The 15,058-nt window shown below is 53.5% G+C and carries 17 protein-coding genes; 9 read left to right on the forward strand and 8 right to left on the reverse strand.

Going from position 1 to position 15,058, the window contains the following annotated elements:
- The first annotated feature begins 100 nt into the window (after positions 1 to 100).
- The 4 genes from fdnG to fdhE are packed head-to-tail and all read left to right on the forward strand — an operon-like array spanning position 101 to position 5,624.
- Positions 101 to 3,151: a formate dehydrogenase-N subunit alpha gene (gene fdnG / locus J4617_RS21255; protein WP_077248424.1), complete on the forward strand. Its 3,051-nt coding sequence runs from the start codon at positions 101 to 103 to the stop codon at positions 3,149 to 3,151.
- Between the two features lie 12 nt (positions 3,152 to 3,163).
- Positions 3,164 to 4,066, forward strand: coding sequence for a formate dehydrogenase subunit beta (gene fdxH / locus J4617_RS21260; protein ID WP_000331364.1), 903 nt, complete (start codon positions 3,164 to 3,166; stop codon positions 4,064 to 4,066).
- Positions 4,063 to 4,698 carry a formate dehydrogenase cytochrome b556 subunit gene (gene fdoI / locus J4617_RS21265; protein ID WP_000829028.1) on the forward strand — a complete coding sequence of 212 codons (636 nt, stop codon included), beginning with the start codon at positions 4,063 to 4,065 and terminating at the stop codon, positions 4,696 to 4,698. Before fdxH ends, fdoI begins: the two co-directional genes overlap by 4 nt.
- Entirely contained in the window at positions 4,695 to 5,624 is a 930-nt protein-coding gene (fdhE, locus tag J4617_RS21270) for a formate dehydrogenase accessory protein FdhE (RefSeq protein ID WP_000027730.1), read from the forward strand. Before fdoI ends, fdhE begins: the two co-directional genes overlap by 4 nt.
- 46 nt (positions 5,625 to 5,670) lie before the next feature.
- Here the strand turns inward: fdhE and J4617_RS21275 are convergent, their stop codons facing one another.
- Together J4617_RS21275 and J4617_RS21280 are read right to left on the reverse strand one after the other, a co-directional pair.
- Complete coding sequence (locus J4617_RS21275; protein WP_000362050.1) at positions 5,671 to 5,961, reverse strand: DNA-binding transcriptional regulator; 291 nt, start codon at positions 5,959 to 5,961, stop codon at positions 5,671 to 5,673.
- Positions 5,962 to 6,273: a cytotoxic translational repressor of toxin-antitoxin stability system gene (locus tag J4617_RS21280; protein WP_001159635.1), complete on the reverse strand. Its 312-nt coding sequence runs from the start codon at positions 6,271 to 6,273 to the stop codon at positions 5,962 to 5,964. It abuts the gene before it with no gap.
- A 217-nt stretch (positions 6,274 to 6,490) separates the two neighbouring features.
- On the opposite strand from J4617_RS21280, the gene J4617_RS21285 reads away from it, so the two are divergent.
- The 3 genes from J4617_RS21285 to J4617_RS21295 all read left to right on the forward strand — a co-directional run bounded on the left by J4617_RS21285 (position 6,491) and on the right by J4617_RS21295 (position 8,260).
- Positions 6,491 to 7,420, forward strand: coding sequence for an alpha/beta hydrolase (locus J4617_RS21285; protein ID WP_001127708.1), 930 nt, complete (start codon positions 6,491 to 6,493; stop codon positions 7,418 to 7,420).
- 85 nt (positions 7,421 to 7,505) lie between these two features.
- Positions 7,506 to 7,817, forward strand: coding sequence for a type II toxin-antitoxin system HigB family toxin (locus tag J4617_RS21290; RefSeq protein ID WP_017465947.1), 312 nt, complete (start codon positions 7,506 to 7,508; stop codon positions 7,815 to 7,817).
- A complete protein-coding gene (locus tag J4617_RS21295) occupies positions 7,814 to 8,260 on the forward strand; it encodes a type II toxin-antitoxin system HigA family antitoxin (protein ID WP_017465948.1) in 447 nt (148 codons plus the stop codon). The genes J4617_RS21290 and J4617_RS21295 overlap by 4 nt, the downstream gene beginning before the upstream one ends.
- Positions 8,261 to 8,274: 14 nt before the next feature.
- Here the strand turns inward: J4617_RS21295 and fabY are convergent, their stop codons facing one another.
- From fabY to J4617_RS21325, 6 genes are all read right to left on the reverse strand, one after another.
- Positions 8,275 to 9,216, reverse strand: a complete 942-nt coding sequence (fabY, locus tag J4617_RS21300; RefSeq protein WP_001518251.1) for a fatty acid biosynthesis protein FabY — start codon at positions 9,214 to 9,216, stop codon at positions 8,275 to 8,277.
- 44 nt (positions 9,217 to 9,260) lie between these two features.
- A complete protein-coding gene (gene dtd / locus J4617_RS21305) occupies positions 9,261 to 9,698 on the reverse strand; it encodes a D-aminoacyl-tRNA deacylase (RefSeq protein ID WP_000560974.1) in 438 nt (145 codons plus the stop codon).
- Positions 9,695 to 10,567 carry a virulence factor BrkB family protein gene (locus J4617_RS21310; protein ID WP_000921423.1) on the reverse strand — a complete coding sequence of 291 codons (873 nt, stop codon included), beginning with the start codon at positions 10,565 to 10,567 and terminating at the stop codon, positions 9,695 to 9,697. Before J4617_RS21310 ends, dtd begins: the two co-directional genes overlap by 4 nt.
- Positions 10,561 to 11,160: a glucose-1-phosphatase gene (gene yihX / locus J4617_RS21315; protein WP_001621364.1), complete on the reverse strand. Its 600-nt coding sequence runs from the start codon at positions 11,158 to 11,160 to the stop codon at positions 10,561 to 10,563. Before yihX ends, J4617_RS21310 begins: the two co-directional genes overlap by 7 nt.
- A 190-nt stretch (positions 11,161 to 11,350) precedes the next feature.
- The gene (locus tag J4617_RS21320; protein ID WP_000059693.1) at positions 11,351 to 12,154 is read right to left on the reverse strand and encodes a DeoR/GlpR family DNA-binding transcription regulator; all 804 of its coding nucleotides are present in this window, start codon (positions 12,152 to 12,154) and stop codon (positions 11,351 to 11,353) included.
- Positions 12,155 to 12,187: 33 nt separating this feature from the next.
- Positions 12,188 to 13,084 (reverse strand): sugar kinase, encoded by an 897-nt coding sequence (locus tag J4617_RS21325; protein WP_001520529.1) that lies wholly within the window; start codon positions 13,082 to 13,084, stop codon positions 12,188 to 12,190.
- Positions 13,085 to 13,248: 164 nt separating this feature from the next.
- On the opposite strand from J4617_RS21325, the gene yihU reads away from it, so the two are divergent.
- Positions 13,249 to 14,145 carry a sulfolactaldehyde 3-reductase gene (gene yihU, locus J4617_RS21330; protein WP_000268251.1) on the forward strand — a complete coding sequence of 299 codons (897 nt, stop codon included), beginning with the start codon at positions 13,249 to 13,251 and terminating at the stop codon, positions 14,143 to 14,145.
- A 22-nt stretch (positions 14,146 to 14,167) separates the two neighbouring features.
- A complete protein-coding gene (gene yihT, locus J4617_RS21335; protein WP_017465949.1) occupies positions 14,168 to 15,046 on the forward strand; it encodes a sulfofructosephosphate aldolase in 879 nt (292 codons plus the stop codon).
- Positions 15,047 to 15,058: the final 12 nt, after the last annotated feature.

The following is a 15,058-nucleotide window of genomic DNA, read 5'->3' on the forward strand; positions in this document are numbered from 1 at the left end:
TTGCGGGCCCGTCCGCAAAGAAAAATAACAACCACTCCCTGAGCGTTTCGGATAGAGAAATGTGAAAGAGAAGTGACAATGTCGAAACAAGGAGCAAACCATGCAGGTCAGCAGAAGGCAGTTCTTTAAGATCTGCGCTGGCGGTATGGCAGGCACCACGGCGGCGGCACTGGGCTTCGCGCCCGGCGTAGCGCTAGCGGAAACACGGCAATATAAACTGCTGCGCACCCGCGAAACCCGTAACACCTGCACCTACTGTTCCGTTGGCTGCGGGCTGTTGATGTACAGCCTCGGCGACGGTGCGAAAAACGCCAAAGCATCTATTTTCCATATCGAAGGGGACCCGGATCATCCGGTAAGCCGTGGCGCGCTGTGCCCGAAAGGAGCCGGTCTGGTGGACTTTATCCACTCTGAAAGCCGCCTGAAATTCCCGCAATACCGCGCGCCGGGTTCAGATAAGTGGCAACAGATCAGTTGGGAAGAAGCGTTTGACCGCATCGCTAAACTGATGAAGGAAGATCGCGACGCCAACTATCAGGCGCAGAACGCCGAAGGCGTTACCGTTAACCGCTGGCTCACCACCGGGATGCTGTGCGCTTCCGCATCCAGTAACGAGACGGGTTATTTAACGCAAAAATTCTCCCGCGCGCTGGGTATGCTCGCGGTCGACAACCAGGCGCGTGTCTGACACGGACCAACGGTAGCAAGTCTTGCTCCAACATTTGGTCGCGGTGCGATGACCAACCACTGGGTCGACATCAAGAACGCCAACCTCGTCGTGGTGATGGGCGGTAACGCCGCAGAAGCTCACCCGGTCGGGTTCCGCTGGGCGATGGAAGCCAAAATTCACAACGGCGCGAAGCTGATTGTGATCGATCCGCGCTTTACGCGTACCGCGTCGGTGGCCGATTTCTATGCGCCAATACGCTCTGGTACTGACATTGCCTTCTTGTCAGGCGTGATGCTGTATCTGCTGACTAACGAAAAATACAACCGTGAATACACCGAGGCCTATACCAATGCCAGCCTGATCGTGCGTGAAGATTTTGGCTTCGATGATGGTCTGTTCACCGGCTACGACGCAGATAAGCGGCAGTACGATAAAACCAGTTGGCACTATGAGCTGGACGAAAACGGTTTTGCCAAACGCGATACGACACTGCAACACCCGCGCTGTGTCTGGAATCTGTTGAAACAGCATGTCTCACGCTATACGCCGGACGTGGTAGAAAATATCTGCGGTACGCCGAAAGCGGACTTCCTGAAAGTGTGCGAGTACATTGCAGAAACCAGCGCAAAAGATAAAACCGCGTCGTTCCTGTACGCGCTGGGCTGGACGCAGCATTCCATCGGCGCGCAGAACATCCGTACTATGGCGATGATCCAGCTTCTGCTCGGTAACATGGGGATGGCGGGCGGCGGCGTTAACGCCCTGCGCGGTCACTCCAACATTCAGGGACTGACCGACTTAGGACTGCTGTCGCAAAGTCTGCCGGGCTACCTGACGCTGCCGAGCGAAAAACAGACCGATTTGCAAACCTATCTGGCTGCCAATACGCCGAAGCCATTGTTGAAGGATCAGGTCAACTACTGGGGCAACTATCCGAAATTCTTCGTCTCAATGATGAAGGCCTTCTTTGGTGATAAAGCGACAGCGGAAAATAGCTGGGGCTTCGACTGGCTACCGAAGTGGGACAAAGGCTACGACGTGTTGCAGTACTTCGAGATGATGAAACAGGGCAAGGTCAACGGCTATATCTGCCAGGGCTTTAACCCGGTGGCCTCATTCCCGAACAAAAACAAAGTGGTCGCGTCGCTTTCCAAACTGAAGTACCTGGTGACTATCGATCCGCTCAACACCGAAACGTCCACCTTCTGGCAAAACCACGGTGAGTCGAACGACGTTGATCCCGCAAAAATCCAGACCGAAGTGTTCCGTCTGCCTTCCACCTGTTTTGCCGAGGAAAATGGTTCCATCGTTAACTCCGGTCGCTGGTTACAGTGGCACTGGAAGGGCGCAGACGCCCCGGGAATTGCCATGACCGACGGCGAAATCCTCGCCGGTATCTTCTTACGCCTGCGTAAGATGTACTCTGAACAGGGCGGCGCCAACCCGGAACAGGTGCTGAATATGACCTGGAACTACACCAAACCATACGAACCCGCCTCTGAAGAAGTGGCGATGGAAAGTAACGGTAAAGCGCTGGCCGATCTTATCGACCCGGCAACCGGCGCGGTGGTGGTGAAGAAAGGTCAACAGCTCAGTTCGTTCGCGCAACTGCGCGATGACGGTACGACGTCCAGCGGCTGCTGGATTTTCGCCGGGAGCTGGACGCCGGAAGGCAACATGATGGCGCGTCGTGATAACGCCGACCCGTCTGGTCTCGGCAACACGCTGGGCTGGGCATGGGCATGGCCGCTTAACCGCCGCATCCTCTATAACCGCGCCTCCGCCGATCCGCAGGGTAATCCCTGGGACCCGAAACGTCAGCTACTGAAATGGGAAGGCGGAAAATGGGCCGGATGGGATATTCCGGACTACAGCGCCGCCGCGCCCGGCAGCGACGTCGGACCGTTTATCATGCAGCCGGAAGGGATGGGCCGCCTGTTTGCTATCGATAAGATGGCGGAAGGGCCGTTCCCGGAACACTACGAGCCGTTTGAAACGCCGCTGGGCACTAACCCGCTGCACCCGAACGTTATCTCTAACCCTGCCGCCCGTATCTTTAAAGACGATGCCGACGCGCTGGGTAAAGCGGATAAGTTCCCGTATGTCGGAACCACTTACCGTCTGACCGAGCACTTCCACTACTGGACCAAGCACGCGTTGCTTAACGCTATCGCCCAGCCGGAACAGTTTGTGGAAATTGGCGAGAAGCTGGCGAATAAGCTCGGTATCGCGCATGGCGATACCGTGAAGGTCTCCTCGAACCGCGGCTATATCAAAGCCAAAGCGGTGGTGACCAAGCGTATTCGCACGCTGAAAGCGGACGGCAAGGATATCGATACCATCGGTATTCCTATTCACTGGGGCTACGAAGGCGTGGCGAAAAAAGGTTTTATAGCCAATACGTTAACGCCTTTCGTCGGTGATGCGAACACGCAAACGCCGGAGTTTAAATCCTTCCTTGTGAACGTGGAAAAGGTGTAACGGAGACGACCTATGGCTTATCAATCGCAAGACATCATTCGTCGTTCCGCCACTAACGGTTTCACCCCCGCGCCCCAGGCGCGGGACCACCAGGAAGAGGTGGCGAAACTCATCGACGTCACCACCTGTATCGGCTGTAAAGCGTGTCAGGTGGCGTGCTCCGAGTGGAACGACATCCGTGATGAAGTGGGCAATAACGTCGGGGTGTATGACAACCCGGCTGATTTGACCGCGAAATCCTGGACGGTGATGCGCTTCTCGGAAGTGGAACAGAACGACAAACTGGAGTGGCTGATCCGTAAGGATGGCTGTATGCACTGCGCCGATCCCGGCTGCCTGAAGGCCTGTCCGGCGGAAGGGGCGATCATTCAGTACGCTAACGGTATTGTCGACTTCCAGTCCGAGCAGTGTATCGGCTGCGGCTACTGTATCGCTGGCTGCCCGTTCAACGTGCCGCGCCTCAACCCGGAAGACAACCGCGTCTATAAATGTACGCTGTGCGTTGACCGTGTGGTGGTCGGCCAGGAACCGGCCTGCGTGAAGACCTGTCCAACCGGCGCCATTCATTTTGGCTCGAAAGAGGATATGAAAACGCTGGCGGGCGAGCGGGTGGCGGAACTAAAAACCCGTGGTTATGACAACGCGGGTCTGTACGATCCGGCGGGCGTAGGCGGTACGCATGTCATGTACGTGCTGCATCATGCCGACAAGCCGAATCTGTATCACGGTCTGCCGGAGAACCCGGAAATCAGCGAAACCGTTAAGTTCTGGAAAGGCGTCTGGAAACCGCTCGCCGCGTTCGGTTTTGCCGCGACCTTTGCCGCCAGCGTCTTCCACTATGTCGGCGTCGGTCCGAACCGCGCGGAAGAGGAAGATGACAACCTGCATGAAGAGAAAGACGAGGTGCGCAAATGAAACGACGTGACACCATCGTGCGCTATACGGCGCCGGAACGCATCAACCACTGGATCGTCGCCTTCTGCTTCGTGCTGGCGGCGGTGAGCGGGCTGGGCTTTTTATTCCCATCCTTCAACTGGTTGATGCATATCATGGGCACCCCGCAACTGGCGCGAATTCTGCACCCGTTTGTGGGCGTGGTTATGTTTGCCTCGTTCATCATCATGTTTTTCCGTTATTGGCACCACAATCTAATCAATCGGGATGATATCTTTTGGGCGAAGAATATTCGTAAGATCGTCGTCAACGAGGAAGTGGGTGACACCGGGCGTTATAACTTCGGCCAGAAATGCGTATTCTGGGCGGCGATTATCTTCCTGGTGCTGCTGCTGGTGAGCGGGGTAATTATCTGGCGTCCGTACTTTGCGCCTGCTTTCTCAATCCCGGTGATCCGATTCGCGTTAATGTTGCATTCTTTTGCCGCAGTAGCGTTAATTGTGGTTATCATGGTGCATATCTACGCCGCCCTTTGGGTGAAAGGCACCATTACCGCGATGGTGGAAGGCTGGGTAACCCGGTCGTGGGCGAAGAAGCATCACCCGCGCTGGTACCGAGAAGTCCGCAAGACAACGGAAAAAGAAACTGAATGAGTATTCGCATAATCCCGCAAGATGAGCTGGGGTCGAGCGAGAAACGTACGGCGGATATGATTCCGCCGTTATTGTTCCCCCGACTCAAAAACGTCTACAACCGCCGCGCCGAACGTCTGCGCGAGCTGGCTGAAAATAACCCGCTGGGCGATTACCTGCGCTTTGCCGCGCTTATCGCGCACGCGCAGGAAGTGGTGCTGTACGACCATCCGCTGGAGATGGATCTGACCGCACGCATTAAAGAAGCGAACGACCAGGGCAAGCCGCCGCTGGATATCCACGTGCTGCCGCGTGATAAGCACTGGCAAAAACTGCTGCATTCGTTAATTGCCGAGCTAAAACCCGAGATGAGCGGCCCCGCGCTGGCGGTGATTGAGAACCTGGAGAAAGCCTCAGAGCAGGAGCTGGAGCAGATGGCCAGCGCGCTGTTTGCCTCGGATTTTGCCTCCGTCAGCAGCGATAAAGCCCCGTTTATCTGGGCCGCGCTCTCCCTTTACTGGGCGCAAATGGCCAGCTTGATTCCAGGCAAAGCCCGCGCGGAATACGGTGAAGCGCGCCAGTATTGCCCGGTGTGCGGTTCGATGCCGGTCTCCAGCATGGTGCAAATCGGCACCACGCAGGGGCTGCGTTATCTGCACTGTAACCTGTGCGAAACCGAATGGCACGTCGTGCGCGTAAAATGCAGTAACTGCGAACAGAGCCGCGACTTACACTACTGGTCGCTGGAAAATGAGCAGGCTGCGGTGAAAGCCGAAAGCTGCGGCGATTGCGGGACTTACCTGAAGATTCTCTATCAGGAAAAAGACCCGAAAGTGGAAGCCGTGGCCGACGACCTCGCCTCGCTGGTGCTGGACGCGCGCATGGAGCAGGAAGGGTTCGCCCGCAGTTCCATCAACCCGTTCCTGTTCCCGGGGGAAGGGGAATAAGTTCTCTGGTATACCGGCTAGCAATCTACGTTAGCCGGATCATTGCTCAATAACGCAATGCTTGTATAACGTTTCTCGGGTCGTTGGCAATGGCGCGAAGTAACGCTTTGGCTGGCCCTGTCGGTGAACGTCTTCCTTGCTCCCAGTTGCGCAGCGTATCCACGTTGACCGAAATCAGTTCTGCAAACTTAGATTGCGACAACCCAGATGCCTGCCGTATTTCTTTAATCTTCATTGCATCAATATGAAAGGTACGAGAAGGCTCACGGGTCCCTTCAATGATTTCATTCATTTGAGACATACTTTGAGTTAATCGCTCAAATAACACTTTATCCATCTACCACCTCTCATTCAGCATACGAAGCACCGCTTTTTCCTGCGGCGTGAGATCATCTTTAATGCCTTTTTGATAAATCAGAAGCAAGCGAATCTCATACCGTTGACTACGGTGAAAATAGATAATTCGCACGCCACTACGCTTTCCTTTGCCTCGCGCTCCCCAGCGCATTTTTCTCAGGCCGCCCGTTTCCTGAATGACATCACCACAATCTGGATGCTGAGCCATAAAAACCTGAAGCTTATGGTATTCATCCTCATCGAGCAGTTTTTTAACATCTTCAGTAAAGAGTTCCGTTTCTATAAATTGCATATTCCATACGCCATTGGCTTATAGTAGTGAAAATAATCTGTACGTCAATGGCGTATAGCATCATCATTTCACAGTACAAAAATTAAAAACCCAGCGCCAACCGCATTCCATTTTTTGCGAACCTCTATCCAGAATCATCATCCCCTCGTTTCACCACTTTCCATCCCCAACGAACCAGGTTATAAACTGTACATACATACAGTCAAAGGAGCGTTATATGCCACTGGAAAAAGGAATTGCCGAACTGGTCGCTGGGTTTATCGCCGCGGGACGCCCCTCTTCTCGCGAACAGAATATTGATGACCGGAGGGCGGGCTACATCGCCAGCACGACACTGGCAGGAGAAACTGAAACCCGCGTCCAGGTTGAAGATATTAAACTCAATGCCATGACGTTTCGCGTGGTTTCGCCGCTCAATGCCACAGGGAAATTACCCTGCATCATTTATTATCATGGTGGCTGCTTTGTCAGCGGCGGTTTTGCCACTCACGATAACCAGTTAAGGCAGTTAGCTTTTTACAGCCGTTGTCGCGTGATTGCGGCACAGTACCGACTTGCACCAGAGCACACCTTCCCGGCCGCACATAACGATGCCGAAACCGGAGCCAATACTATCTGGAAATATGCCCAGAAACTGGGGATAGATCGCGAGAACATTACGCTTGCCGGTGACAGCGCGGGTGGGCATCTGGCGCTGGTCACCGCGCTACGCCTGAAAGCCGCCCGTCAATGGCAACCTGCACAGCTGATTCTGATCTACCCCATGCTGGACGCAACCGCCAGGTTTGCGAGCTACACCTGTAATGGGCTGGATTACATTATCACGCGTGACACGCTGCTTTCAGGCTACGAGATGTATATGCCGCGAACCGATCCACTGCATCCTGAAGCCAGTCCGCTCTGGCGTGAGGACTTCGCCGGACTGCCATCCACGCACATCATTACTGCCGAATTCGACCCACTGCGCGATGAGGGCGAGGCCCTGTATCAACGGTTCCAGGAACAGGGTGTGGAATGTACTTGCCAGCGCTATCTCGGTGTCATCCATGGCTTTTTCCAGCTCGGAGGCGTGAGCCAGGCGGCACGAAGCGCCATGCGAGATGTGGCCTGGCGTGTTGTAAGCCCATCAACAGGCAAAATGACCTAAAATTCAATTTTGTTTTCAACTTGAAAACTGGATAACGTTGCGCTAAATTGTTTTCAGGTTGAAAACTTTGTAATGGAACGACATTGTGCATGTTATCAGCCGAAAACCGTTCAATGAAGCGATGCTCATGTATCCAAACCATGAGCTTGCTCTCACTGAGTTGCTGAATGTTCTGGAGAAAAAAACATTCACTCAGCCTGAAGAGATGAAGCGGTATATTCCTTCACTGGATAATTTTAAGTACAGAGATAAATGGTGGGTGATTGATGTTTCTGGTAACAGCCTGAGACTCATTTCCTACATAGATTTCAGGTTACATAAGATATTTGTGAAACATATCGTTTCCCATGCCGAATATGACAAACTGACCGCATATGATCGGGGTAATAAAGAATGAGAACTCATCGTCAGATGGATGCAACCAGCGCAAAAAAGATCGTTGATACCTTCAGCGATGCGGTAAAAAGCGTCCCACTGATGGGGGAAGACCGAAATGACAATGAGTATCGCAGGGCACTAGCGCTAGTGGAGTTTCTGGTCGACCACGACGATCTTGAAAACCCACTATTTGAATTGCTCTGTGCCCGAATCAGTGAATACGAAAAACATGCGCCGGAATTCAAATCACTCAACCAACACCTGGAGAAAACACCCCCTGGCGTTTCAGTATTGCGAACGCTCATGGATCAATACGGTCTCAAAGCAGCAGATCTTGCCAACGAACTTGGTTCTAAATCGAACGTCAGCAACATCTTAAATGGCCGCAGAGCACTAACGGTTAATCATATTAAAGCGCTTACACAACGCTTTAAACTACCAGCGGATGCCTTCATCGAGTAGTTGGATATGTCCAGCTACTCTTCCTCATTCCCGCCCTCTTCATACGGGCCGAACGGTTTCGCAGGTAGTACGATATAAATGCCTTCGAAAATTGCTCCGGCGGTCTCGCCGCCCAACAGTTCAACCTGCAACTGGACACGCGCTTTTTTACCCCGCGCCAGCCTGTCCAAATCACCGCTTAGCGACCCCAAATCAGCCACGGCGTTTGGCTTTCCGCTAATGGGTTTACTGTAGCGAATATGGGCGTCAGCAAGAATAATCGTCCCGCCCAGGTGGCGTTCACGGAGCATCAGCCAGATAAGTCCCCATCCGGTCAGCGTCGCCAGGGAGAACAGGCTGCCGGCAAACACCGTGTGATGCGGATTTTGATTACCGGTTTCCGGCATCGTGGTGATAAATTTTTGCCCGGTGTACTGCTGAATGCGCACCCCCATCTTTTCACTCAATGGAATGTGCTCATACCAGGCCTGCTGAAGCTGCCCGCACCAGTCGCCGCGATGCAGGATATCATCCAGCGATGCTACCGGTTTAATCATCAGAAAATGGCGGATTGGCGTGGTTGTGGGCGTAGTAATCTCCCCCTGATTGACAAACCCGAGTTTGGCAAAGAACTCAACCGCATCTTCGCGCGCACTGCAGGTGACGCGCTTAACGCCTTCCTGGCGGGCAACAGACTCCAGGGTCATCGCCATTAATGTCCCCAGCCCTTTATCCTGTACCGAGGGATGTACAGCCATAAAACGGATAGACGCCTCGTTATCTGCATTGATATACAGGCGGCCCACTGCAACTAAATTTCCTTCTTCGTCCACCACCATTTGATGGTGCGCCAACGCATCCCAGCCATCCCGTTCCGACCCTTTCGGCTGGTGCAGCGGTTTACGCAGCATCTCCCAGCGAAACTGGTAGTAACGTTCTAATTCTTCTTCTGTTTGCGGAACTCGAAGGTGATACATAGCCGTACTCTCTCTTGTTATCCGCGGCCACGCCGGAAGCTGACTCATACCTGGAGCCAGAATGTCACGGGGCCGTCATTAACCAGCTCAACCTGCATATCGGCAGCGAAGCGTCCGGTTTGCGTGTTTATCGCCTGCTGGCGGCAGCGCTCGACAAAATATTCATAAAGCGCCTGCGCGCGATCCGGCGCAGCCCCGCCGGAAAAGCTTGGTCGCATACCACGCTCGGTATCTGCCGCCAGCGTAAACTGCGACACCACCAGCACGCTGCCGCCAGCCTGTTGTACATTCAGATTCATCTTGCCGTCAGCATCGCTGAAGATACGGTATCCCAGCACGCGCTCGCACAGACGATTCGCTTTTTGTTCGTCATCTTCTTTTTCGACACCCAATAACACCAAAAGTCCTGGGCCGATTTTACCCGTCACCTCGTCCTCCACGGTGACGCTGGCACGGGTTACGCGTTGAATTAATGCAATCATGGTTGGTCAGCTTCTTCTTGTTCTGCGGCTTGTTTGAGTTTTCGGTATTCCCCGAGAGTGACAGTTATTTCTGCGCCAAGCAAGACTATACACCAGGTCCAGTATACCCAGACAAACAGGATAGGGATCACTGCCAGTACGCCATAAATGAGCTGATATGACGGGAACATGGTGATATAAAGCGCGAAACCTTTCTTTCCGGCCTCGAACAGCAACGCTGCGACAAACGCGCCGACAAGGGCGTCACGGTTCGGTACGCGAGTCGTTGGGACAATACTGTAAAGTAACCAGAATGAGATCCACGAGAGCAGCAGCGGAAGGATGCGCAATACATTGTCGATGACCGTATTCAGATCGCTGGCCCAGCGTAAAGAAAGCAGGTAGGAGCTGATCGCCAGGCTGGCGCCAGCGAGAAGCGGGCCGAGCGTGAGGATCATCCAGTACACCGCAAAAGAGTACACTTTTGGCCGTGTGCGTTTGCTGCGCCAGATAGTGTTTAAGGCGCTATCAATGGCGTACATCAACAGCAATGCCGTCACAATCAGTCCACAGGCGCCCACCGCCGTCATTTTGTTGGAATTAGCGACAAACTGCTCAATATAGCGCTGAATCACGTCTCCGGTGGCTGGCATAAAGTTAGCAAAAATAAAATGGCGTAACTGAATGCTGACATCAGAAAACATCGGAAAAGCAGCGAAAAGGGCAAAAACGACGGCAATAAGCGGTACTAAGGAGAGTAATGAGACATAGGCGAGATTTCCCGCCAGAGTCGTCATATTATCCTCATCGATACGCTGCCATAATAGCTTGAGCCAGGCCCGAACAGGGCGCGTATGGCGTCCAGCTTTTTGGTGAACGGTTTTTAGCATAACAGCTTCGCGAAATAGTCAGGGATGGTGGCTTTATCCTTCACCAGAATGCTGGTGATCCCCAACTGGTTGGCCCCTTCTATATTATCGGCATTGTCGTCGAAAAAGACCGCATCGGCAGCGGAAAAACCTTCTTTCTGCAGGACGTGCTGATAAATACGCGCTTCCGGCTTACGCATTCCCAAATCCTGCGATAAATAGATATGGTCGGCGGCAGCGCGCACCTCCGGGTATTCCTCCGGCCAGAAGTGGGTATGCAGTCGGTTAGTATTGGATAACACCACCACGCGATGCCCCTGCTCGCGCAGTTTATGCATGACAGCAATCACTTCGGGCCGTAATCCGACAAATACCGCCTGCCAGCCGTGCGCGAATTGTTCATAACTGAGCGATAACGCCATTTCATGACAGAAAGCTTCAGCAAACGCTTCGTCCGTTATCTCACCGCGTTCATGTTGGTGAAAAGTCTCGCCCATCGTAAATTTTTGCTTCAGCGAAGCCAGCGGTACTCGACTCAGATCGCTCCACACACCTAATACGCGGTTAAAGTCGATGTCGACAATCACATTACCTAAATCAAAGATGTAGAGCATGTCATTCTCCTTGCTAACCGGGGATGAATAACTGTAGCGGGAAAGGAGAAGTTTGACTATGTATCCCTTTATAAATCAATTAACAAAAAGACAATAGAAACGCAGACGATGCCCAATATCGCCTGCATCACAGCGCCGTTTTATTGGCCGGATAAAGCGCTGACGCGACCATCCGGCGCAAGGACGCTTGTCACGCTGAAACGGCGTCGTCCAGCGAAGGACTCACCTGAACCACTTCGATTTGCTGGGATTGAAGTAAATTCTGTAATGCCGGACCGGGATACTCGTCCGTAAACAGAGCGGTAATCTGTGACACATTGCCGATCTCAACCGCCGCAGAAGCATGGTATTTCGTATGATCGGCGGCCAGCAGAATATGTCGCGAGTGAGCCATCATGGTTTTCACTACGCTGGCTTCGTTGACATCAAACTCCAGTAACGCGCCATCGCTCTCTATCGCGCCTACGCTGGTGACGAGATAGTCAGCCCGGAACCCCGCCACAAACGCCGCCGCGGATGGCCCGATAATGCCGCTATTATGCGGGCGCAGCGTGCCGCCAGGCACCATCACTTCAAAACGAGGGTTATTATAAAGAATGTGCGCGACGCGCAGGCTATTGGTGATAATGCGCAGATGATTATGGTTGAGCAGCGCGCGCGCCACCTGCTCAACCGTCGTTCCAATCGTGATAAATATCGTGGAGCCATCCGGAATATAGTCAGCCACGGCTTCCGCAATGGCTTTTTTCTCTTGCGTCCAGGAGACCTCTCGCTGCTCAAAGGCGGTATTGACCACACTGGACGCTCTGCCAGCGCCGCCGTGATGACGCGTAATCAGCCCCTGCTCGCTTAATTTACGAATATCGCGGCGAACCGTCTGGGTAGAGACCTCCAACAAACTGGCTAACTCATCGATATTCATATAGCCGCGTTCATCAATTAGCATTAACAGCCGATCGTGTCGCGGATTACCGGTCAGTTCGGTAAGACTCATGAGCATTCCTCTAAAAGCTTCCTACTGCTCATATTATACAAAAAGTGACAAGAAAGATCGGGTTTGCTCACAATCAGGGATACCCGCCCGGCCACCCGGGCGCGTACACTTCAGCGCGGCAACGCCGCTGGCGAATCTGACAGCCTCTTCGATGGCGTATCCGCTTGCCAGGCCAAATGCCAGTGCGCCATGAAAAACATCGCCCGCGCCGGTAGTATCCACTACCTCCACGGTAAAACCCGGTTGGTGGCGTACCGCCGCTTTTTCCAACCAGTTGCAGCCTTCACTGCCTCGCGTGACATAGACATGTCCATTTGTGAGCATTTGTGCTTTTTTTAGCGCATCAATAGCTTCGCTCATCCCCGTCAGGCGTGCCAGCCCTGGCTCGGAGAAGGCGGCGTGGTCGCTTAACGCCACCAGCTCGCTAATATCCTGCGGCGTAATATCGCCATCAAGAACAGTCATGACGCCAGCCTGACGCGCCAGCGTAAACGCCTGTTTTGCGCCGTCATGCCAGCGCACATCCGCCAACACCACATCCCACTGCGAAAAATCGATGTCGTTAAGCCAGTCGGCGTCAGGTAATAAATCCGGGCTGGGATAATTAACGATAATCCGCTCTCCTTTGGCATCCACCATAATCGCTGACTGCGACGACATGGCCTGCGTGTAGCGGCGGGTATAACGGGTATTTACCCCCAAGGATTCCAGTTCCGCCAGCAGGCTGTTTCCGGTGTCGTCATCGCCCACACGGCCAATAAAGTCCACCTGCGCGCCCAATTTCGCCGCAGCCACGGCAGCGGTGGCCGCAGGCCCGCCGCCCACTTCCGTATAGCGCTTCGCCACATATTTACCTCCTTCTGTTGGTAATCCTTCCACGTAATAGATGCGATCCATCACGGTAATACCTACACAAGCAATACGAACCATGGTCATTCCTCAAGCATTTTCGATGTGCTCATTTTAATTTCACGAAATGTTTAAAAAGTGACGGCTGTCAATTTTTTGACTATAAATTACAAATACGATCACAAACAGACAGAAAAAGGCTCATTAATGACAAAAAATGACACCACCGTGTTCAGGAGAACGATATGGCAGTTATAGCATTTATCGGGTTGGGACAGATGGGCTCCCCTATGGCGAGCAATCTGCTAAAGCAGGGCCATCAACTCAGCGTCTTCGATGTTAATCCCGACGCCGTACAGCGTCTGGTAGACAAAGGCGCGCAACCTGCAAGCAGCCCGGCTCAGGCAACCATCGGCGCTGAATTTGTTATCACCATGCTCCCGAACGGCGATCTGGTTCGTTCCGTTTTGTTTGGCGAGCAAGGCGTTTGTGAAACTCTTTCCCGTGAAGCGCTGGTCATTGATATGTCCACTATTCATCCGTTGCAAACCGATAAGCTGATTGCCGACATGCAGAGCAAAGGGTTCAGCATGATGGATGTGCCGGTAGGCCGGACATCCGACAACGCGATTACCGGCACATTGTTGCTGCTGGCAGGCGGTACGACGGAGCAAGTAGAGCGCGCTACCCCTGTTCTGATGGCGATGGGTAATGAACTGGTCAACACCGGCGGCCCGGGAATGGGTATTCGCGTAAAACTGATCAACAACTACATGAGTATTGCGCTAAATGCGCTCTCCGCCGAAGCCGCCGTGCTGTGTGAAGCGCTGGGGCTTTCCTTCGACGTGGCTTTAAAAGTGATGAGCGGCACTGCCGCAGGCAAAGGGCATTTCACCACCACTTGGCCGAATAAAGTGATGAAAGGAGATCTGTCTCCCGCCTTCATGATCGATCTGGCGCACAAAGATCTTGGCATCGCGTTGGATGTCGCCAATCAACTGCACGTACCGATGCCGCTCGGCGCCGCCTCCCGTGAAGTTTATAACCTGGCGCGGGCCGCAGGCCGCGGTCGGGAAGACTGGAGCGCCATCCTGGAACAGGTGCGCATCAGCGCCGGGCTGACCGCCAACGTAAAAAAGTAACGACTGTATAAAGGAAAATTGAATGAACAACTACACCATCAAAGACATTACGCGAGCTTCCGGCGGGTTTGCCATGCTGGCTGTCGATCAGCGCGAGGCGATGCGTTTAATGTTTGCTGCTGCTGGTGCGAAAACACCCGTTGCCGATAGCGTGCTGACGGATTTCAAAATGAATGCGGCGAAAATTCTTTCCCCGTATGCCTCTGCCGTTCTGCTGGATCAGCAGTTCTGTTATCGCCAGGCCGTAGAACAAAACGCGGTCGCTAAAAGCTGCGCCATGATCGTCGCGGCGGATGATTTCATCCCGGGCAACGGTATTCCCGTTGATAACGTGGTCATTGATAAAAAAATTAATGCGCAGGCGGTAAAACGGGATGGCGCGAAAGCCTTAAAACTGTTGGTGCTGTGGCGCAGCGACGAAGACGCGCAGCAGCGTCTGGATATGGTCAAAGAATTCAATGAATTATGCCACTCCAATGGTTTGCTGAGCATTATCGAACCGGTTGTACGTCCGCCGCGCTGCGGCGACAAGTTCGATCGCGAGCAGGCGATTATCGATGCGGCCAAAGAGCTGGGCGACAGCGGCGCCGATCTTTACAAAGTTGAAATGCCGCTCTACGGCAAAGGCGCGCGCTCCGATCTTCTTACCGCCTCACAACGCCTGAATGGGCATATCAATATGCCGTGGGTCATCCTCTCTTCCGGTGTGGACGAAAAACTGTTCCCTCGCGCAGTCAGGGTCGCCATGGAAGCTGGCGCATCCGGGTTCCTGGCGGGACGCGCGGTCTGGTCATCAGTGATTGGTTTACCGGATACCGAGCTGATGCTACGTGATGTTTCCGCGCCTAAATTGCAACGTTTAGGTGACATTGTCGATGAAATGATGGCTTGTCGCCGCTAATACGAGGATGAA

Source organism: Salmonella sp. 32010601201800023SM, assembly GCF_017572235.1.
GTDB classification, from domain to species: domain Bacteria; phylum Pseudomonadota; class Gammaproteobacteria; order Enterobacterales; family Enterobacteriaceae; genus Salmonella; species Salmonella enterica.

Coding starts and splice junctions, on each gene's coding strand:
- fdxH (WP_000331364.1), top strand. CDS start 3,164: ATGGCTTATCAATCGCAAGACATCATTCGTCGTTCCGCCACTAACGGT.
- fdoI (WP_000829028.1), top strand. CDS start 4,063: ATGAAACGACGTGACACCATCGTGCGCTATACGGCGCCGGAACGCATC.
- fdhE (WP_000027730.1), top strand. CDS start 4,695: ATGAGTATTCGCATAATCCCGCAAGATGAGCTGGGGTCGAGCGAGAAA.
- J4617_RS21275 (WP_000362050.1), bottom strand. CDS start 5,961: ATGGATAAAGTGTTATTTGAGCGATTAACTCAAAGTATGTCTCAAATG.
- J4617_RS21280 (WP_001159635.1), bottom strand. CDS start 6,273: ATGCAATTTATAGAAACGGAACTCTTTACTGAAGATGTTAAAAAACTG.
- J4617_RS21285 (WP_001127708.1), top strand. CDS start 6,491: ATGCCACTGGAAAAAGGAATTGCCGAACTGGTCGCTGGGTTTATCGCC.
- J4617_RS21295 (WP_017465948.1), top strand. CDS start 7,814: ATGAGAACTCATCGTCAGATGGATGCAACCAGCGCAAAAAAGATCGTT.
- fabY (WP_001518251.1), bottom strand. CDS start 9,216: ATGTATCACCTTCGAGTTCCGCAAACAGAAGAAGAATTAGAACGTTAC.
- dtd (WP_000560974.1), bottom strand. CDS start 9,698: ATGATTGCATTAATTCAACGCGTAACCCGTGCCAGCGTCACCGTGGAG.
- J4617_RS21310 (WP_000921423.1), bottom strand. CDS start 10,567: ATGCTAAAAACCGTTCACCAAAAAGCTGGACGCCATACGCGCCCTGTT.
- yihX (WP_001621364.1), bottom strand. CDS start 11,160: ATGCTCTACATCTTTGATTTAGGTAATGTGATTGTCGACATCGACTTT.
- J4617_RS21320 (WP_000059693.1), bottom strand. CDS start 12,154: ATGAGTCTTACCGAACTGACCGGTAATCCGCGACACGATCGGCTGTTA.
- J4617_RS21325 (WP_001520529.1), bottom strand. CDS start 13,084: ATGGTTCGTATTGCTTGTGTAGGTATTACCGTGATGGATCGCATCTAT.
- yihU (WP_000268251.1), top strand. CDS start 13,249: ATGGCAGTTATAGCATTTATCGGGTTGGGACAGATGGGCTCCCCTATG.
- yihT (WP_017465949.1), top strand. CDS start 14,168: ATGAACAACTACACCATCAAAGACATTACGCGAGCTTCCGGCGGGTTT.